The sequence below is a fragment of the Hyphomonas sp. UBA4505 genome (genome assembly GCF_002388685.1).
GTDB lineage: Bacteria > Pseudomonadota > Alphaproteobacteria > Caulobacterales > Hyphomonadaceae > Hyphomonas.
In genome coordinates this window covers 151,365-170,877 of the sequence record NZ_DGMZ01000007.1, presented here as the reverse complement: position 1 = coordinate 170,877, position 19,513 = coordinate 151,365, and the positions used below count along the sequence as shown (strand labels likewise).

The 19,513-nt window shown below is 56.7% G+C and carries 17 protein-coding genes and 1 tRNA gene; 15 read left to right on the top strand and 3 right to left on the bottom strand.

The features are described 5' to 3' along the window. Nucleotides 1-69: 69 nt before the first annotated feature. Nucleotides 70-612: a carboxymuconolactone decarboxylase family protein gene (locus tag B3527_RS04785; RefSeq protein ID WP_206990514.1), complete on the bottom strand. Its 543-nt coding sequence runs from the start codon at nt 610-612 to the stop codon at nt 70-72. Nucleotides 613-685: 73 nt separating this feature from the next. Between B3527_RS04785 and B3527_RS04780 the strand changes: the two genes are divergently transcribed. Together B3527_RS04780 and B3527_RS04775 are read left to right on the top strand one after the other, a co-directional pair. Continuing rightward, nucleotides 686-761 (top strand) — tRNA-Trp (locus tag B3527_RS04780). 124 nt (nt 762-885) lie between these two features. Then, entirely contained in the window at nt 886-2,502 is a 1,617-nt protein-coding gene (locus tag B3527_RS04775; protein WP_290478771.1) for an alpha-amylase family glycosyl hydrolase, read from the top strand. Here the strand turns inward: B3527_RS04775 and B3527_RS04770 are convergent. Next, nucleotides 2,499-3,515: a LacI family DNA-binding transcriptional regulator gene (locus tag B3527_RS04770; RefSeq protein WP_290478772.1), complete on the bottom strand. Its 1,017-nt coding sequence runs from the start codon at nt 3,513-3,515 to the stop codon at nt 2,499-2,501. The two genes, B3527_RS04775 and B3527_RS04770, sit on opposite strands and share 4 nt — an antisense overlap. Nucleotides 3,516-3,789: 274 nt before the next feature. Here B3527_RS04770 and zwf point away from each other — a divergent pair, with 274 nt between their 5' ends. Genes zwf through eda form a run of 5 tightly spaced genes read left to right on the top strand, consistent with a single transcriptional unit; the run spans nt 3,790 to nt 9,403 of the window. Then, nucleotides 3,790-5,259 (top strand): glucose-6-phosphate dehydrogenase, encoded by a 1,470-nt coding sequence (gene zwf, locus B3527_RS04765; protein WP_290478773.1) that lies wholly within the window; start codon nt 3,790-3,792, stop codon nt 5,257-5,259. Then, entirely contained in the window at nt 5,256-5,969 is a 714-nt protein-coding gene (gene pgl, locus B3527_RS04760) for a 6-phosphogluconolactonase (protein ID WP_290478774.1), read from the top strand. Before zwf ends, pgl begins: the two co-directional genes overlap by 4 nt. Then, nucleotides 5,969-7,801 (top strand): phosphogluconate dehydratase, encoded by a 1,833-nt coding sequence (gene edd / locus B3527_RS04755; RefSeq protein WP_290481578.1) that lies wholly within the window; start codon nt 5,969-5,971, stop codon nt 7,799-7,801. Before pgl ends, edd begins: the two co-directional genes overlap by 1 nt. A gap of 4 nt (nt 7,802-7,805) precedes the next feature. Continuing rightward, on the top strand, nt 7,806-8,771 hold the full coding sequence (locus B3527_RS04750) for a glucokinase (RefSeq protein WP_206990510.1): 966 nt from the start codon (nt 7,806-7,808) through the stop codon (nt 8,769-8,771). Continuing rightward, nucleotides 8,768-9,403: a bifunctional 4-hydroxy-2-oxoglutarate aldolase/2-dehydro-3-deoxy-phosphogluconate aldolase gene (gene eda / locus B3527_RS04745; RefSeq protein ID WP_206990509.1), complete on the top strand. Its 636-nt coding sequence runs from the start codon at nt 8,768-8,770 to the stop codon at nt 9,401-9,403. The genes B3527_RS04750 and eda overlap by 4 nt, the downstream gene beginning before the upstream one ends. Nucleotides 9,404-9,427: 24 nt before the next feature. Here the strand turns inward: eda and purB are convergent, their stop codons facing one another. After that, entirely contained in the window at nt 9,428-10,726 is a 1,299-nt protein-coding gene (gene purB / locus B3527_RS04740; RefSeq protein WP_290478776.1) for an adenylosuccinate lyase, read from the bottom strand. A 209-nt stretch (nt 10,727-10,935) separates the two neighbouring features. Here purB and B3527_RS04735 point away from each other — a divergent pair, with 209 nt between their 5' ends. The 8 genes from B3527_RS04735 to nuoG all read left to right on the top strand — a co-directional run bounded on the left by B3527_RS04735 (nt 10,936) and on the right by nuoG (nt 19,503). Further along, on the top strand, nt 10,936-11,874 hold the full coding sequence (locus B3527_RS04735) for a peptidoglycan-binding domain-containing protein (RefSeq protein ID WP_290478777.1): 939 nt from the start codon (nt 10,936-10,938) through the stop codon (nt 11,872-11,874). 241 nt (nt 11,875-12,115) lie between these two features. After that, nucleotides 12,116-12,490 (top strand): NADH-quinone oxidoreductase subunit A, encoded by a 375-nt coding sequence (locus B3527_RS04730; RefSeq protein WP_034812269.1) that lies wholly within the window; start codon nt 12,116-12,118, stop codon nt 12,488-12,490. Then, nucleotides 12,490-13,059, top strand: coding sequence for a NuoB/complex I 20 kDa subunit family protein (locus B3527_RS04725; protein WP_034812271.1), 570 nt, complete (start codon nt 12,490-12,492; stop codon nt 13,057-13,059). The genes B3527_RS04730 and B3527_RS04725 overlap by 1 nt, the downstream gene beginning before the upstream one ends. An 8-nt stretch (nt 13,060-13,067) precedes the next feature. Beyond that, complete coding sequence (locus B3527_RS04720) at nt 13,068-13,694, top strand: NADH-quinone oxidoreductase subunit C (RefSeq protein ID WP_242517303.1); 627 nt, start codon at nt 13,068-13,070, stop codon at nt 13,692-13,694. Further along, the gene (locus B3527_RS04715) at nt 13,694-14,899 is read left to right on the top strand and encodes an NADH-quinone oxidoreductase subunit D (protein WP_290478778.1); all 1,206 of its coding nucleotides are present in this window, start codon (nt 13,694-13,696) and stop codon (nt 14,897-14,899) included. Before B3527_RS04720 ends, B3527_RS04715 begins: the two co-directional genes overlap by 1 nt. Nucleotides 14,900-14,978: 79 nt before the next feature. Continuing rightward, complete coding sequence (gene nuoE, locus B3527_RS04710; protein ID WP_290478779.1) at nt 14,979-16,088, top strand: NADH-quinone oxidoreductase subunit NuoE; 1,110 nt, start codon at nt 14,979-14,981, stop codon at nt 16,086-16,088. 3 nt (nt 16,089-16,091) lie between these two features. Further along, on the top strand, nt 16,092-17,396 hold the full coding sequence (gene nuoF / locus B3527_RS04705; protein ID WP_290478780.1) for an NADH-quinone oxidoreductase subunit NuoF: 1,305 nt from the start codon (nt 16,092-16,094) through the stop codon (nt 17,394-17,396). A gap of 4 nt (nt 17,397-17,400) precedes the next feature. Then, on the top strand, nt 17,401-19,503 hold the full coding sequence (gene nuoG, locus B3527_RS04700) for an NADH-quinone oxidoreductase subunit NuoG (protein WP_290478781.1): 2,103 nt from the start codon (nt 17,401-17,403) through the stop codon (nt 19,501-19,503). The last annotated feature ends 10 nt before the right edge of the window (nt 19,504-19,513 follow it).

Genomic DNA, 19,513 nt, shown 5'->3' with positions numbered 1-19,513 from the left:
GTAAGCCCTGTTCCCATCAGGCAATAACGAGAAGGCCGTCCCATAAGGGGCGGCCTTTTTTATCGGGCGTCAGTCGAGTTTGATGTCAGCGCCTTTTGGACCGCCCTCTTCGACTTCCACGCCGAATGTCTCAAGAAAGCGGCAGACCATCATGTAGTAGCCGATCAGCAGAACCAGCTCTTCCAGCAGGGACGGTCCGAAATGTTTCAGAACCGGTTTGAGCGCGCCGTCTGACGGATGGGGATGCGTTACCAGATGGTCTGTAAAGGTCAGTGCCAGTTTCTGCTCGTGGCTCAAGCCGTCGGCATTTGGACCAGATTTCACCGCTTCGATCAGTTCGCCATCCATGCCGATCGCCAATCCGATAGCCTCGTGCTGGCTCGTTTCGTATTTGGCATTGGACAAGTACCCGACACGCAGGATCACGCATTCGCGGGTGATCGGATCCAGTTTTCCGTTTTGAAGGAAGGCCGTGCCCATGCCGACAAAGGGTTTCAGCAGATGAGGAGCATGGCCAAGCATTTGAAAGATATTGAGCGGGGCGAGCTTATCCAGAAAGGCTTTTTGGTCTTCAGGAAGGGCGTCAACTTCGGGATAGGGGATGCGGGACACAATTTTTCTCCATGGGCTGAAGCTCTAGTCTTGCGGCATGACGGCATTTGAGGCAAACCGCTCATTCGCCTGTAGGGGTATAGCTCAGTTGGTAGAGCATCGGTCTCCAAAACCGAGGGTCGAGGGTTCAAGTCCTTCTGCCCCTGCCAGGCGGATTTCCGAATTTTCAGTCAATACAGTCCGTTTCCGGGCCGCTTGTCCTGGCGGCGCTTAGATGATTGAAAAATCGCGGGGCGGTGCGATGCTGGTCAGAATTGACGGGAGTTTCAGACCATGCCGAACGCAATGTCATTGGAAAGCGCGCAGCCTTGGTGGAAGGGTGCGGTCATCTATCAGATTTATCCGCGGTCGTATCAGGATACGAATGGGGATGGCGTTGGCGATCTGAACGGCATAACGCAGAGGCTGGACCATGTGGCCTCCCTCGGCGTGGACGGTGTCTGGATATCGCCCTTCTTTACATCCCCCATGAGGGACTTCGGATATGATGTGGCCGATTATTGCGATGTCGATCCGGCATTTGGCACGCTCGAAGACTTCGACGCACTCTTGAGTCGAGCGCACGCACTCGGCCTGAAAATCATCATCGATCAGGTCTATGCACACTCATCCGACGCGCACGCCTGGTTCGCCGAGAGCAGAGAGGACCGAACCAATGCTCGTGCGGATTGGTACGTTTGGAGCGATCCAAAACCGGATGGAACACCGCCTAATAACTGGCAGGCTGTGTTTGGCGGACCGTCCTGGACATGGGATGCGCGTCGGCAGCAATATTACATGCACAATTTCCTGCCGAGCCAGCCGCAATTGAATTTGCACAATCCGGATGTCCAGGATGCGCTCGTCGATGTGATGCGGTTCTGGCTGGATCGCGGCGTGGACGGCTTCCGGCTCGATGCGCTCAATTTTTCCCTGTTCGATCCGGACTTGCGGGACAATCCGCCGAAAATTCCTGCACCCCGAAATGTTTCGCGTCCCTTTGACCTTCAGGAACATGTTCACAATCAATCACATCCCGATTTGCCCAAATTTCTGAAACGCTTGCGAATGCTCATGGACGAATATGGAGAGATATTCTCGGTCGCGGAAGTTCCAGGTCCAAGCCCGCTTGAAGAGATGCGTGCCTATACGGAGGGGGAACAGAATCTCAATTCCGCCTACAACTTCGATTTCCTCTATGCGAAGCGATTGGGAGCCGAAGCGATAGCCACATCCCAAAGCAACTGGCTTGGCGCGCCAGGAGAGGGCTGGCCATCATGGGCCTTTTCAAATCATGATGCGCCGCGGTGTGTCAGCCGCTGGTTGGAGGGTGCCGATCCTGTTGTTCGGGCCAAATTGACCACAGCTTTGCTGTTTTGCCTGCGCGGAAATCCCATCCTTTATCAAGGCGAGGAGCTTGGCCTACCGCAGGCGGAGATTGCGTTTGAGGATTTGCAGGACCCTGAAGCAATCGCGAACTGGCCCCGCACGCTCGGCCGCGATGGCGCTCGCACGCCAATGCCCTGGGCCAGCGCCGATACATATTGTGGTTTCAGCGATGCCAAGCCGTGGCTGCCTCTGGGCCAGGGCCATGCGGATTTGGCGGTAGATCTTCAGGAAGCCGATCCCCAGTCTATGCTTCAATTCACACGCACGCTCGCGCGTGTGCGCGCCAGTTCGCCCGCGTTACAATATGGCGAAATCGAATTTATCGACTTGTCCGGGGACTTGCTCGTGTTTCGTCGGCTATGGGAAGGCGAAACGATTGAGTGCGTCTTCAATATTGGCGGGACCGAAGTGGTGGCTGCGATGACAGACGTTTCATCTGATCAGGTTCTAATGTGCGTCGGAATCGATAGTCCAAACAAGACACGCGTCCCGCCATACTCGTGTCGGATTTCCCGCCACTAGGACAAGCCGCAGGATTCGCGGACGATAAGTTCGGTTGGCAGACGCTCAGATCGCATGCTGCCTGTGTCCACCGACGCAATCAGCTTGGCGACAAGGATCCGCCCAGCCCGCGCAGGATCCTGTGAGATCGTACTCAGTGCAGGATAGCCATAGGCGGAGAGTTGAAGATCGTCATAACCAATCACCGAGACGTCATCGGGCACACGCACTCCCTCTCTGAGCAAGCTGCGAATGGTGGCCAGGGCAATCAGGTCATTTGCTCCGAAAACAGCATCAAACGTGACGCCGCGCTCCATCAGGCTGGAAATTGCAGCTTCGGCGGATTCTACGTCAAAACTTGACTGGAGCGTGAGGTCCGCATCGAGCGGAATGTCAGCCCGACGATGCGCAGAGATATAGCCTTCATAGCGCTGCAAAATCTCTGGATTGGACGTATCACCCACAAAAGCGATTCGCCGGCGGCCGAGATTGAGCAGGTGAGACGTCGCCCGTTTGCCGCCGCGCAAGTTATCCGAGCCGATAGAGCAGTATTTTTGGCCGGGGATTTCCGCGCCCCAAACTATGAAACGGCTTTCAGTTTCGGCCAGTTGGTTGAATCTTTCGTGCAAGAAGCTCTGGCCAAGAAATATGACGCCCTCAGCGCGGTTCGCGGTCATGATGGAGGCGAGGTCGTTCTGGTTTTTCGGGGCCAGATAAGAGATCAGCACATCGCAGCCAGCCAATCGCCCAGCCTCACTGAGGCCGCTGATCAGTTCCTGAAAGAACGGGTCAGAGACTTCCGTCTGGCGCCCAGCCAGTGTGGGCACGACGACTGCAATCGTCGCAGCAGCGCCAGACAAGAGCGCCGGCATGGATGGGCGGAAATTATAGTTGTGCTCGCGGGCGATCTTCCAGACCCGACGCTTGGTTTCATCATTCACTGCGGAGCTGTTGTTAAGGGCGCGCGAAACAGTTGCGATCGAGACACCCGCGATTGAGGCAAGATCCTCCAAACGCGTTCTAGTGCTGGACATCTCGTGCTTCCTCCGCTTAAGAACACCAAAAACAACGTTGTCACATGTTTGGTCTGTTCGTCCAGACCGTTGATCAAAGAGTCTGCAAAATTTGCAGAGAAGCACTACCAGCCGGGGAGGCGAAGCTAAAGTGAAGAATGATGATACCAAAATTTGCGTTTCACGGCCTTTGCGAGTCTGACGAATAAGCTGACAAACTAGAAAATACTCGGGATCGATCCGAATTCGGCCTGATTCCGCCAATGTTCACCTCGAGCGCTCTGGAGACTGCCTGATGGCAAAATTCATTCCTGTCGATCCGTTCGACATCGTTATCTTCGGCGGGACAGGTGACCTCTCCCGGCGCAAGCTCTTGCCTGCCTTGTTTCACAGATGGCTGGATGGCCAGATTCCGGAATCCAGCCGTATTGTTGGCACTGCGCGCAGTGAGATGGACACCAAAGAATATCGCAAGATGGCAAGAGAAGCCTGTGAGTCAGCGTCTGGCGACAACTGGGATACGAAGGAATGGTCCAAGTTCGAGAAGTTGATTGAGTATGTGTCCATTGATGCAACACAGGAAGATGCAGATTGGGCCACCCTCAAATCTTTCCTGACACTGGATGACAACCGTCCGTGCGTATTTTACCTCGCTACGTCGCCGCGCCTGTATGTTCAAATATGTGAAGCACTGGGCAAGGCGGGCCTGTCAGAGGGCAACACTCGGGTTGTGCTGGAAAAGCCGATCGGGACCGATCTGGAATCTGCCAAGGCGATCAATGACGGTGTTGCTCAAGTCTACGCCGAACGCCAAGTTTTTCGGATTGACCATTATCTTGGCAAAGAGACGGTACAAAACCTCATGGTCCTGCGATTTGCCAATATGCTGTTCGAGCCAATTTGGTCTCGCAATTATGTGGACCATGTTCAGATCACGGTTGCTGAAGACCTGGGTCTTGAGGGACGTGCAGATTATTATGATAAATCCGGTGCCCTGAGAGACATGGTGCAAAACCATATGCTCCAGCTGCTGTGCCTGACGGCTATGGAGCCGCCGAACCAACTCGACGATGATGATGTTCGTACCGAGAAAATCAAGGTACTCAACGCGCTGACACCGATCACGGGCGAAGCCGCCAAGAAGCAAACCGTTCGGGGGCAATACAAGGCCGGTGTGAAAGACAACACGCCCGTGAAAGGCTATCTGGAAGAGTTGAGTTCTGAAACCGTCAGCTCGACTGAGACCTTTGTGGCGATCAAGGCCAATATCGACAACTGGCGATGGGCGGGCGTCCCCTTCTATCTGCGGACTGGCAAGCGGATGTCGCAGCGTCACTCGGATATCATCATTCAGTTCAAACCAACACCCCATTCCTTGTTTGGGGAGGGGTATGAGAGTGCGAACAAGCTGGTTATTCGTCTGCAACCGGATGAAGGTGTGCGCCTGTTCGTTCAAATCAAGGAGCCGGGCCCGGGCGGCCTCCGCGTTAAGTCTCTCCCCTTGAATCTTTCCTACGCCGAAAGCTTCACGGTTCGGTATCCGGACGCGTATGAGCGTCTGTTGATGGATGTAGTACGCGGAAATCTGTCCCTCTTCATGCGCAAGGATGAAGTTGAAGCGGCATGGACTTGGGTTGATGGGCTTATCGAAGCCTGGGAAAAATCTGGTGATCGCCCCGAAGCCTACACAGCCGGTTCGGATGGCCCACTCGCTGCTGCCATGATGATGGACCGCGACAATCGGGCATGGTGGGAGGGATCATGAGCGGATTGGCGCATGAATTCATGATGTTTGACAGCCGCGACGAGGCAACGCGCTTTGTAACGCAATTTATAGCAGGCGGGCTGACGAAGGCGTTGGAGCTGAAAGGCACCGCGTCGCTGATGGTGTCAGGTGGCTCAACGCCGGGGCCGATATTTGATGCCCTTGCCACGACCGAGCTGGATTGGGCGCGGGTCATGGTTGGTCTCGTCGATGAACGTTGGGTCAACCCTGAAGACGACGCATCCAACGAGCGCCTCGTACGCAGCCGACTGCTAAAGGCAAACGCCGGAGCTGCAGGCTTTCTGCCGATGAAAACAATGGACGCCATGCCGCAGGAAGCTGTGGCAGACAGAGACAAGGCGTATGCCCCGCACTGTGAGCCCGCAGACATGGTTTTTCTTGGTATGGGTGAGGATGGTCATACCGCCAGCTGGTTTCCGGGTTCGACGGATCTGTCAGCCGCTCTGGAAAGTGAAAATGTGGTTGCAGCCGTTGATGCGACCGGGTGTCCGGTCGCCGGTGAAAATCCGCAGCGTATTACCCTTACCGGCAAGGGCGTAACGAGTGCGTCGTCGGTAATTCTGCTAATCTTCGGAGAAGCGAAAAAGGCAGTGTTCGACACGGCGATAAAGTCGTCCGTGCAGGAAAAGCCTATTAAATATGCAATCGATAAATTAGGGCCGCGTTTGACGGTCGTATGGGCAGCATAATGGTTGAGATGAATTCGACAATCGCAGAAGTGACCGCGCGTATTCGAGAGCGGTCACGTGACTCGCGCCAAGCATATCTCGAAATGATCCGTAGTCGCCGCCCCAAGGATTTCGCCCGACGGAGAATGTCTGAAAGCAGTTTGGCGCACGCCTCGGCGGGATGCGCGGTGATTGAGAAGACACAATTACTCGGCGCGGGTTGGCCGAACATTGGTGTCATCACAGCCTACAACGACATGCTTTCAGCACATGCGCCGTATCAGGACTACCCCGCTATTATTCGGGATGCCGCACGGGAGGTGAATGCCATTGCACAAGTCGCCGGAGGCGTCCCTGCAATGTGTGACGGCGTCACACAGGGCTTTACCGGTATGGAGCTGTCACTGTTTTCTCGCGACGTGATTGCGATGGCATCGGCCATCGGCCTGAGTCACGACGTGTTTGATGGCGCAATGCATCTGGGTGTTTGTGACAAAATTGTCCCCGGCCTGGTGATCGCTGCGCTGCGGTTTGGCTGGATCCCGTCTGTTTTCGTGCCAGCTGGGCCCATGCCGTCCGGTCTGCCCAATCCTGAAAAGCAACGCGTTCGCCAGTTATTTGCGGAAGGCAAGGTTGGTCGTGACGCGCTATTGAAAGCGGAGTCGGAAAGCTATCACACGCAGGGTACTTGCACATTCTATGGCACAGCGAACTCGAACCAGATGCTGATGGAAGTCATGGGGTTCCACTTGCCAGGCGCTGCCTTCGCCAATCCAGGCACACCTATTCGCGAAGCGCTGACACGTGCAGCCACACATCGCGTCGCGGAGATCCATGCGCAGGGCGATCACTATATGCCAGCGGGCGAAATGATCGATGAGCGGTCTATTGTGAATGGCGTGGTAGGTCTGATGGCGACGGGGGGGTCTACCAATCATGCGCTTCACTTGCCAGCCATGGCAGCTGCTGCGGGCATCATTCTAACTCTGGAAGACTTCGCGGATATCAGCGCGGTGACGCCGCTGCTGGCGCGTGTTTATCCAAACGGACCGGCTGATGTGAATCATTTTCACGCAGCAGGCGGTATGGGTTTCCTCGTACGTGAGTTGCTCGATGCCGGTTTAATGGATGGCGACGCCATGGGCGTGGCTGGTCCGATATCAGGCTACGCGGCGGAGCCTTATCTGGAAGATGGCAAAGCCGCCTGGCGTCCTGCCCCGGACACCAGTGCCGATGCGGACATATTGCGCCCTGTATCTGATCCATTCTCCAAGGATGGCGGACTGCGGATGATGGACGGTCCGATTGGCTTGGGCGTCAGCAAGGTGTCCGCTGTAAAACCTGAGCATCGCATTGTGGAAGCACCTGCGATCGTATTCGATTCCCAGGAAGCGCTGAAAGCTGCATTTGATGCAGGAGAATTGGATAAGGACTTTGTCGCGATTGTTCGGTTCCAGGGACCAGCGGCGAATGGCATGCCTGAATTGCATACACTCACGCCGCCGCTCGCAGTTTTGCAAGATAGGGGCTTCAAGGTGGCGTTGGTAACGGATGGCCGTATGTCAGGCGCGAGCGGTAAAGTGCCGTCAGCGATCCATGTGAGTCCGGAAGGTTCACGCGGCGGCCCGATCGCAAAAGTGCAAAATGGCGACATGATTGTGTTTGATGCCGAGCGCGGTGTGCTCGATATCAAGGTTGATCCGGAAGAGTTTGCAAAGCGCATCCCGGACGAATACAGGCCAAACGAGAACGGGATGGGACTCGGCCGCGAAATGTTCACCTATTTCCGGGAATTGGCAGGCCCTGCCGCCAATGGGGCGAGCCAGTTCAATTTCTCGAACCGGGGGGACTGATCGGATGGGTGAGCCCGTTTTGGTTGGGGATGTAGGGGGAACCAATGTCAGGTTCGCTTTGGCTGAGAGGCGCGGCGGCAAAGTTGAGATCAGTGATTTTTCAAAACTGTCCGGGGATAGTTTCGAAACATTTGCTGCTGCGTTGCGCCGATACCTGCAAGACACCGGATTAGAGCCGAAGCATGCCTGTTTTGCCATGGCCGGCCCTGTGCGGGACGGAGAAGTCATGCTGACCAATCGGGATTGGCACGTCTCAGCCCGGCACCTCTGCGAGGTGTTTGGCTTTGATGACATTAAAATCATCAATGATTTCACCGCCATGGCCCGATCGGTGCCTGAGCATTCCGGAGACTATTTTGAGGAAATCTTGCCTGGAAAAGAAATACCGGAACTGCCTGTAATAGTAGCCGGGCCTGGCACCGGATTCGGTGTGGCATCCTTGTTTCCCCTGGGCGACGATGCCTGGCAGGTTCTCACGGGTGAGGGCGGACACATCGCCTATGCGCCAAGGGATGCATTGGAATTCGACATAGCGAGTGTTCTCATGCGGACTCAGGGCTATGTATCGAACGAATTGGTTGCGTCGGGCATGGGACTCGAATTCGTCCATCGCGCATTTTGCGAAGTCTTCGGGCGCAATTTGGAAGACATCTCTCCCGAAGAAATGCGTCACCGGGCTGACGAAGGTGACGAGATGTTTGATCAACTGATCGCCATGCGCGCGAAAGCCGTCATGGGGGCAGTCGGCGACCTGGCGCTCGCAAATGGGGCGCTTGGCGGTGTCGTTCTGGCTGGTGGGGTAACTGAGCGAATCGTTGATTATCTGCGACGACCTGAGTCGGTTGCCCGGTTCCGTGAACGTGGACCGATGTCTGGCTACCTTGCGAATTGTCCGGTACGCCTTATGCACGATCCCGAGGCGCCTCTGATTGGCGCTGCTGCCTACTATGCCCAGGAGACGCTTAAATGAATTCCTCGCTTGATGCCTTGAAAGCGGCCGCCCAACGGGCACCGATCGTCCCTGTGCTTGTGGTGCCTGATGTGGACGCAGCGGCTCCATTGGCGCGCGCGCTTGTTGAGGGCGGTCTCACGATCGCTGAAGTGACGCTGCGCACACCAAGTGGCTTGAAGGTCATTGAGGAAATGAAGAAGGCACAGCCGGATTTGATCGTGGGGGCGGGGACGGTCTTGACGAAGGAGGACGTTGTGAACGCAATGAATGCCGGTTCCGACTTCCTTGTGTCTCCCGGCATGTCCCCCGGCCTGCTGGACGCACTCGGTGATTATATGGGCATCACAATTCCGGGCGTGGCGACCGCCAGCGAAGCGATGACGCGCTATGAGGAAGGGTTCAAGATGCTGAAGCTGTTTCCGGCCGCGATTGCTGGCGGCGTAGGCGCGCTCAAGGCGCTGTCCGGACCGCTGCCGCATCTCCAATTCATGCCGACGGGCGGTGTCAGCGCCGATAATGCGGGTGAGTATCTGTCCCTGCCAAATGTGGTGGCAGTAGGCGGCTCGTGGATCGCGACGGAGAAGGATGTAACCACTGGCGCGTGGTCGTCCGTTGCCGAGAAGGCAAGGACGGCGCTTAGCAGGATCTAGTCGCCGTCCTCAAATGACCTTGTATCAGGAGCGTCCGAAAACGCGCTCGAAGGTCGTGTCCACGTGTTTGAAATGGTAACCAAGGTCGAACAAGGCCTCGAGTTCGGAATCTGTCAGTCGGGATGATACTTCCTCATCCTGTTTGAGCAGGTCGAGAAGGTCACCTTCCTTCTTCCAGGTCCGCATCGCATTGCGTTGGACCAGACGATAGCTGTCTTCACGGCTGACGCCTTTTTCGACGAGGGCCAACAAGATGCGTTGCGAGTTGTGGAGGCCACCCATGCTGTCGATCGTGCTCATCATGTTTTCGGGATAGACCAAGAGGTTCTCGATCACGCCGCCAAGACGGTGCAGCGCAAAATCAAGATGCACAGTCGCGTCCGGTCCGATGCCACGTTCGACCGAGGAGTGCGAGATATCGCGCTCGTGCCAGAGCGCAACATTTTCCATGGCAGGCGTCACAGCGGATCGGACAAGCCGGGCAAGACCCGTAAGATTCTCCGTCAGAATGGGATTGCGCTTGTGTGGCATGGCGGATGAGCCCTTCTGGCCCGCCGAGAAAAACTCTTCGGCTTCGAGCACTTCAGTGCGCTGGAGGTGACGTACTTCTGTTGAAAGCCGTTCAATAGAAGACGCGATCACACCCAAGACTGCGAAGAACATGGCATGGCGGTCGCGCGGGATGACCTGGGTAGAAACGGGCTCGACGCTGAGACCAAGCTTTTCGGCAACATGAGTCTCAATCGACGGGTCGATATTTGCAAATGTACCAACTGCGCCGGAGATTGCACATGTCGCCACTTCTTCGCGAGCCAGCACCAGGCGGGTCCGTGCGCGCTGGAATTCGGCATGATAGCCGGCAAGTTTCACACCGAATGTAGTGGGTTCTGCATGAATCCCGTGACTGCGGCCAATTGTGGGTGTCAGCTTGTGTTCAAAGGCCCGTTTTTCCAGTGCAGCCAAGACGCGGTCTACACCAACCAGCAGGAGATCGGTTGCACGTACAAGCTGAACATTGAAACATGTGTCCAAGACATCTGAAGAGGTCATGCCCTTGTGCAAAAAGCGCGCTTCGTCACCAACATGTTCTGCAACATTTGTCAGAAAGGCGATGACGTCATGCTTCACTTCCCGCTCGATTTCATCGATTCGATCGACGTCAAACGCCGCACGTTCGCGCACCGCTGCGGAGACTCCCTCCGGGATCAGACCCTTCTGCTCCATGGCTTCGGCTGCGAGGGTCTCTATCTCCAGCCAGATGCCGAATTTGGATTCGGGAGACCAAATGGCTGCCATTTCGGGACGGGTGTATCTGGGGATCATGGAGTACCTCGGGGCTGGGATTCGGCTTTCTATTACTGGCTGGAGCACAGAACACCAGTGTCTCGGTAAATTGAGCGCAGATGAAACTGCGTGGCGGGTGTGTATCCCTTGGTGCGGGGAGGGTTGCGGAATATGAGTGCATGGTTGAAATGCGTGGCAATTGGTAGACTGGAACGCTTGTATGTTTCGGTGGCGGCTGGAGCAGGTTCATGCAACTCAAACCGATGATCGCGACAGCTGCTGGCCTTCTGATGATGGGACCAGCGCTGGCCGAAAACACAACTGGAACCTGCCATGCGCCTGTTTTGATTCCGGAAACGTTCGAGACCGTGACCGAGCAGGTGCTGCACGAGCCCGAACGCACCGAAATTCGTATTTATCCCGCCGAATACAAAACAGTGTCGCGGTTGGTCGAGGTCAAACAGGCCGCGACCGAGTATAGAATCGTGCCTGCAGTCTATGAGGCGGTTACAGAGCAAGTGCTGGTCCGGCCGGAACGAACAGAGACGGTTGTGATCCCAGCAGAATACGAAACCTACACCGAACAAGTGCTGGTCCGGCAGGCTTATTCGACGTTGGATTTGAAGGACGAGGTGGCTGGTCGCGAGATTGCCGGCGAGGACGAGGCCAGCATAGCTTTTCAGAATGACGTGCTTGTGTCGGTCGAGGTCCCGGCCGAGTACAAGACAATTACACGCACGCGTATTGTGAAGCCTGAACAGTCCGAGACACGCATAGTTCCAGCAGAGTATCATACGCTCGTGAAGCAGGTCCTGGTCGAACCGGCACGTGTCGAGCCGGTTACGATACCAGCGGAGTATGAAACTCTCATGATCGAACAATTGGTCAAGCCCGCCCGTGAAGAAATCGTCTCGATCCCGGCGAGGTACCGCACGGTCGAGAAACGGATCGTGACAGGCGAGGGGAGGGCAGAATGGAAGACTGTGTTGTGCGACGAAGATATATCTCCCGAGACGATTACTGCCCTTCAGAAAGCGCTTTCACAAGTCGGTCATGCGGTCGAAATTGATGGCAAATTCGGGACCGCAACGATGAGCGCGCTGAAAGAGTACCAGCGGGAGCAGGGCTTGGGTGTGGGTCAGCTGTCGTTTGAAACGCTAGAGGCACTCGGCGTACCTGCTCACTGATCCTTTGGGTGCGAATGGATCGCAAAAAGCCGATTGAATTCATGGCTATGGCGCCGAGCCTGCTGCGCCCGTTCTGCTTTGCGCCGTGACGCACCGCCGCAGTATAGTGCACGTGAGTTGGACAATAATTCAGGCTAGACTGAGTTGCTGCGATATATTGCGTCTGTCTGTTGCGCCATAGGCGAAACCGTCCTAATCCGGCGCCAGATCAAGCCACCCCTGCGGCAGGAGACAAGGTACCATGTCAGAGATCGAACGCTTGGCACTCGACTATTTGCCCGTGATCATTTTTCTGGTCATCGGTGCCGTGATTTCCGGCCTATTCATACTAGGTTCGGTGCTTCTGGCGCCCAGCAATCCCGATCCGGAAAAGAACTCAGCATATGAGTGCGGCTTCCCCGCTTTTGACGACGCGCGGATGAAGTTCGATGTGCGATTCTATCTCGTCGCGATTCTGTTCATCATCTTTGACCTGGAAGTGGCATTTCTGTTCCCGTGGGCGGTCAGCCTTGGAACGATTGGCTTGGTCGGATTCTGGTCCATGGTTGGTTTCCTCGGTGTTTTGACCATCGGATTTGTTTATGAGTGGCGCCGCGGTGCGCTGGAGTGGGAATAATGGCTGACGATTACAAGACATATGCTCTTGGCGGCGCGCGGACGGGAGTCGAAGGCGGCTTTCAGCCCGGCAATGACGACCCGTTCTACACCGGCCTGTCAGACCAATTGGCTGATAAAGGCTATTTCACCGCCGCAGCCGACGATCTGATCACTTGGGCGCGTACCGGTTCCCTGATGTGGATGACGTTCGGCCTTGCCTGCTGCGCCGTGGAAATGATGCATGCTGGCAACCCGCGCTACGATCTTGAGCGCTTCGGTATGGCGCCGCGCGGTTCACCCCGCCAGTCGGACGTGATGATCGTTGCCGGCACCCTGACCAACAAGATGGCGCCAGCCCTGCGCAAGGTTTACGATCAGATGCCGGAGCCACGCTATGTGATTTCCATGGGTAGCTGTGCCAATGGCGGCGGCTATTACCATTACAGCTACAGCGTTGTCCGTGGCTGCGATCGAATCGTGCCGGTCGATATCTATATTCCGGGGTGCCCGCCGACTGCTGAAGCGCTGGTTTACGGCTTCTTGCAGCTACAAAAAAAGATTCGCCGCGAAGGCTCGCTGGAACGGTAGGAGCTGACATGATGACCACAGAAGCTATCGAAGCCCTGGGTGAGCTGGGCGCTCACATCGCCGCGCGCCAGCCGGATGCCGTCAAGTCTGCGGACGTGACGCTTGGCGAGCTGACTGTGTTTGCCGAGCGCGATCACATTGTGAGCCTGATGCGCTTCCTGCGCGACGACCAGCAGTGCAATTTCGAGACGTTTGTCGATGTTTGTGGGGTCGACTATCCGGAGCGGACCGAGCGGTTCGAAGTCGTTTATCATCTTCTTTCGATGCGGATGAATCATCGTGTGCGGGTACGTATCAGGACCGATGAAGACACGCCCGTTCCGAGTATTGTCGGGCTTTGGCCTGCCGCAAACTGGTTCGAACGGGAAGCCTTCGACATGTATGGCATCCAGTTCTCCGATCATCCTGACCTTCGCCGCATCCTCACCGATTACGGCTTTGAGGGGTACCCGCTGCGCAAGGACTTCCCCCTGACAGGCCATTATGAAGTGCGCTACGACGACCTTGAAAAGCGCGTCGTCTATGAGCCGGTCGAGCTGCCGCAGGAATATCGCAATTTCGATTTCCTCTCACCGTGGGAGGGTATGACCAGTCATATTCCCGGGGACGAGAAAGCCGAGGAGCCTTCTGAATAATGGCTGACACCGCGCACATCTCCGAAATGGAAGACCGAAAGTTCACACTGAATTTCGGTCCTCAACATCCGGCCGCCCACGGCGTCCTTCGTATGATTCTCGATCTCGACGGCGAGATCGTGACCCGTGTGGACAGCCATATCGGCTTGCTGCATCGCGGCACCGAGAAGCTGCTGGAGTACAAGACATTCCTGCAGGGAATGCCATATTTCGACCGGCTGGACTATTGCTCCCCCATGAACCAGGAGCACGCTTGGTGCCTGGCAGTCGAGAAGCTGCTGGGCGTCGAAGTCCCCCGGCGGGCAAGCCTGATTCGCGTGCTCTATTCAGAGCTCGGCCGGATCATGTCGCACTTGCTGAATGTAACAACGCAGATCCTCGACGTAGGCGCGTTGACGCCGATTACCTGGGGTTTTGAAGAACGTGAAAAACTGTGCGTGTTCTATGAGCGCGCCTCCGGCAGCCGCATGCATGCCGCGTATTTCCGCCCTGGCGGCGTCCATCAGGACCTGCCGCAGAACCTCATCGACGATATTGCGGAATGGTGTGAGCAGTTCCCCGGAAAGCTCGATCACATCGAGAGCCTGGTCACCGAAAACCGTATCTTCAAACAGCGCAATGTCGATATCGGCCTGGTTGATGAGAAGACCATCATGGAGTGGGGATTCTCGGGCGTAATGGTGCGTGGGTCCGGGTTTGCCTGGGACCTTCGCCGCGCGCAGCCCTATGAATGCTATTCCGAGCTCGACTTCAAAATTCCGGTTGGTCGGAATGGCGACAATTATGACCGCTATGTCTGCCGCATGGAAGAGATGCGCGAGTCGGTGAAGATCATGCAGCAATGCATTGACCTGATGTCAAAGGAGGGGCCCGGGCCCGTCCTCGTGCCAGGCTCAAAGCTTGCGCCGCCGCGTCGCGCCGAAATGAAGAATTCGATGGAAGCGCTGATCCATCACTTCAAGCTGTACACTGAAGGTTTCCATGTTCCGGAAGGCGAGACCTATGTCGCTATCGAGGCGCCGAAGGGCGAGTTTGGCGTTTATCTCGTCTCAGACGGGACGAACCGCCCGTATCGCGCCAAGATTCGCGCGCCGGGCTATCCGCACCTGCAGGCGATGGACCATCTCAGTAAAGGACACATGCTGGCGGACGTGTCCGCCATCTTGGGCTCACTCGATATCGTGTTCGGGGAAATCGACCGATGAGTACTGCGCAGACACGCTTTTTTGACGAACATCCTCGCAAGGATGAAGCCCGTCGCTGTTTTTCGAAAAGGGGCGAGTAGTGGCACTACGCCGTTTTGACATGGAGGCTGGAGGCGACACATTCGCGTTCAAGCCCGAGACCGAAGAGAAGATTGCGTTCTGGCGCGGCAAGTACCCGGCTGACAAGCAGCGGTCTGCGGTGATCCCGATGCTGTGGCTGGCGCAAAAGGACAATAGTGGCTGGCTATCCGAGCCTGCAATGCGTGAAGTCGCCGACCGTCTGGAGATGCCGTATATCCGCGTCTATGAAGTCGCGACCTTCTACACGATGTTCCGTCTGCAGCCGGTCGGAAAGTACCACATCCAACTCTGCGGCACGACGCCTTGCCAGTTGCGCGGCGCCGAAAAGCTGAAGGAGGTCTGCCAGACCGAGATCGGCAAGCAAATGTTCGTGACCGATGACGGCCGTCTATCCTGGGAAGAAGTTGAGTGTCTTGGCGCGTGCGTGAATGCACCGATGGTTCAGGTGAATGACGATTATTTCGAAGATTTGACGCCAGATTCGCTGGGGATGATTCTCAACAAGCTGAAGAATGGCGTCGAGGCGCATCCCGGTCCACAAGTTGACCGCATCAATAGCGCGCCGGAAGGTGGCACGGCCATTCTGACCGATCCGCAATTGTTCGACGGAACACGTAACCAGTCGGTTGCGTTGCCCAATTTACCGACCGCGGAGCCAGAACCAGAGCCGACGGCTGCAGGCAAGCCAGCGGAATCCGCGCCGACGAACACACAACGTGAAGTCCCCCAAAAGGATAACACCGGCAAGACGACGCTGATCTCGAAGACAGAAACCGCCGAGAGATCTGCGCCTGCTGCTGTTTCCGGAGAAAAGCCGGAATCGGTCACGATCGCTGCTGAAGGCCATGATGATCTGAAGCGCATCAAAGGTATCGGCCCTAAGAACGAAGATGCGCTCAATGAGCTCGGCATCTTCACCTTCCAGCAGATCGCGGACTGGACGCCAGCCAATGTTGATTGGGTTGAAGACTATATGAGCTTCCCGGGTCGCATTGAGCGGGAAGACTGGATCGCGCAAGCAAAAGAGTTGGCCACGGGTGGCGAGACCGAGTTCTCGAAGCGGGTCGATGCGGGGCAAGTTGCCTCCAGCAAGGATGATGAGGACTAGGCCATGCTGCAGGACAAGGATCGCATCTTCACAAACCTCTATGGTTTGCACTCACCCGACCTCGAAGCGGCGAAGAAACGCGGCGCCTGGCACCTCACCAAGGAGATGCTGGATCAGGGGCCAGACTGGATATGCGACCAGATCAAGGCCTCCGGCCTGCGTGGTCGCGGCGGCGCTGGCTTCCCGACCGGTCTGAAATGGACGTTCATGCCGAAGGAAGTGCGTGATCGACCGCACTATCTCGTCGTCAATGCTGACGAGTCCGAGCCCGGTACCTGCAAAGACCGCGAGATCATGCGGCATGATCCCCATCTGCTCATTGAGGGCTGCATGGTGGCAAGCCGCGCGATGCGCGCCCATAAATGTTATGTCTACCTACGTGGTGAATATATCAATGAACGGCATGCGCTCGAGAAAGCCGTCAAGGAGGCTTATGAGGCTAAGCTGATCGGCAAGGACAATGTGAATGGCTGGGATTTCGATCTCTATGTCCATCACGGGGCCGGCGCCTATATTTGCGGCGAGGAGACAGCCTTGCTGGAAAGCCTTGAAGGCAAGAAGGGACAGCCCCGGCTGAAACCACCGTTTCCGGCCAATGCTGGCCTGTATGGCTGCCCAACAACAGTAAACAATGTCGAGTCGATTGCAGTGGCTCCGACCATTCTTCGCCGCGGTGCTGAGTGGTTTGCCGGATTTGGCCGTCCAAACAATGCGGGCACGAAACTGTTCTGTATTTCCGGGCACGTGAACAAGCCATGTAATGTCGAAGAAGAAATGTCGGTCACTTTCCGTGAGCTGATTGATAATCACTGCGGCGGTATCCGGGGTGGTTGGGACAATCTCAAGGCGGTGATCCCCGGTGGATCGTCCGTGCCGATGGTGCCGGCTGAGCAGATTATGGACGCTTACATGGATTTCGACACACTGCGGGACCTTAAATCAGGCCTGGGCACGGCGGCGGTGATCGTGATGGACAAGGACACCGACCTGATCAAGGCAATTGCCCGTCTCGCATACTTCTACAAACATGAAAGCTGCGGCCAGTGCACGCCGTGCCGTGAAGGCACAGGCTGGATGTGGCGCGTCATGGAGCGAATGGTCAAAGGCGAAGCCGAGCATGATGAGATCGAGACGCTCCTGGATGTAACCAAGCAGGTTGAAGGCCACACGATTTGCGCACTCGGTGACGCAGCGGCCTGGCCGATTCAGGGCCTGATCCGCCACTTCCGCCATGAGATTGAGGATCGCATCAACCAGTACAGACTGCCGCGCGCCATGGTGCAGGGTGCAGTCGTGGCAGCGGAGTAGAGATATGTCCGACGACCTTTTCAAGTTGAATGTCGATGGCCAGGACATCGAAGTGCCGCGCCAGTACACGCTGATGCAGGCGTGCGAGGAAGCGGGCGCTGAGATTCCGCGCTTCTGTTATCATGAGCGCCTGTCGGTGGCCGGAAACTGCCGCATGTGCCTGGTCGAATGGGAAGGCGCGCCGAAACCGATTGCCTCGTGCGCGCAAACCGTGGGTGACATGCGTCCGAACCGGGATGGATCGGCACCGAACATCCGCACCAAGGGCGCCTATGTGGAAAAAGCCCGCAATGGCGTCATGGAATTCCTGCTGATCAACCATCCGCTGGATTGCCCGATCTGCGACCAGGGCGGCGAGTGCGACCTGCAGGATCAGGCCATGGCCTATGGCCGCGCCGGCAGTCGCTATGACGAGAACAAGCGCGCCGTCGAAGACAAGAATATGGGCCCGCTGGTCAAGACGATCATGACCCGCTGCATCCAGTGCACGCGCTGCGTACGCTTTGCTGCCGAAGTGGCGGGGGTCGAGGAACTCGGCATGATTTCGCGTGGCGAGAATGCTGAGATCACAACCTATCTGGAAAAGAGTCTGACATCCGAACTGTCTGGCAACGTCATCGATCTGTGCCCGGTTGGTGCGCTGACGTCCAAGCCATACGCGTTCAATGCGCGCCCATGGGAGCTGCGTAAAACATCCTCTATTGATGTGATGGACGCCATGGGCGCAGCGATCCGCGTGGACGCCAAGGGCGATGGTGTGATGCGTATCCTTCCTGAAGTGAGCGAAGGCATCAACGAGGAGTGGCTGTCGGACAAATCCCGTTTCATTTGGGATGGCCTAGCCCGCCAACGCCTCGACAAGCCTTACATTCGCGAGAACGGCAAACTGCGCCCGGCTAATTGGGGCGAGGCTTTTGCGGCCGTGAAAGAGGCGCTGTCGGCATCCCCTGAAAAAATCGGCGTTGTCGCCGGAGACTTGATCGAGGTTGAGCAGGCCAAGGCAGCGCTTGATTTTTTCCGAGGGCTCGGTGTGGAGAATACAGATTGTCGTCCCGCCGGGGCGCAATATGGCACAGATGGGGTGCGCGAACGTTATATCCTGAATGGCACACTGGCTGGCGTAGAGGATGCTGACGCCTTGCTGTTGATTGGTACGAATCCGCGCGTTGAAGCCGCTGTCTGGAATGCGCGCATCCGCAAGGCATGGCTTTGGGCTGACCTGAAAGTGGGTCGTATCGGCGAAGCAGCGGATCTGACATATGAGCATGCTTGGCTCGGTGATGGTGCATCAGCCCTCACAGATATTCGCAATTCGGACTTCGGCAAAGTGCTCTCCGATGCCGAGCGACCGATGATCGTCGTCGGTGAGGGCGCACTCTGCGGCGAAGATGGCGCGGCAGTTCTCGCAAAAGCGCTGGAACTGACAAACGAAATTGGTGCGATAAAGGACGGTTGGGCCGGATTTGGCGTTCTTCACAACGCGGCAGGCCGTGTTGGTGCGCTAGACATCGGGTTTGTGCCGGGCGAGGGCGGAGCTGCGACAGCAGAAATACTGTCCGGTGGTATGGATACCGTTGTGCTACTCGGAGCTGACGAGCTCGATCTGTCGGGTCTTGGCGATGCGAAGGTCATATACATCGGCTCGCATGGAGATGCGGGGGCCGCACGCGCGGACATCATTCTGCCGAGTGCCGCTTATACCGAAATGTCGGCAACCTTTGTGAACACAGAAGGCCGCGTCCAGATGACCAGCCGCGCTGTGCAGCCAAAAGGCGAAGCGCGCGAAGGCTGGGCTATTTTCCGAGCCTTGTCGGAGGTCGTTGGCAAGAAACTACCTTATGACACCGCCGATGCGCTGCGCGCTGAGTTGCGCGGTCCTGAGGGTGAAAGTACCACTTTCTCCGGGCTGGGATTCGCGCCCGGCGCGATGGGTGCGGAGGCCCTCAAAACGCCAATCACGACCGCTCCGACAATCCTTACGACCGCGACATTCCGTCCGGTGTTTGACGATTTCTATATGACGAACCCGATCGCACGGGCGTCCAAGACGATGGCCGAATGTTCTGCGCTGGCCTCAGCGCTGGACACTCCGGTGGCAGCGGAGTAGGGCGGGCGCC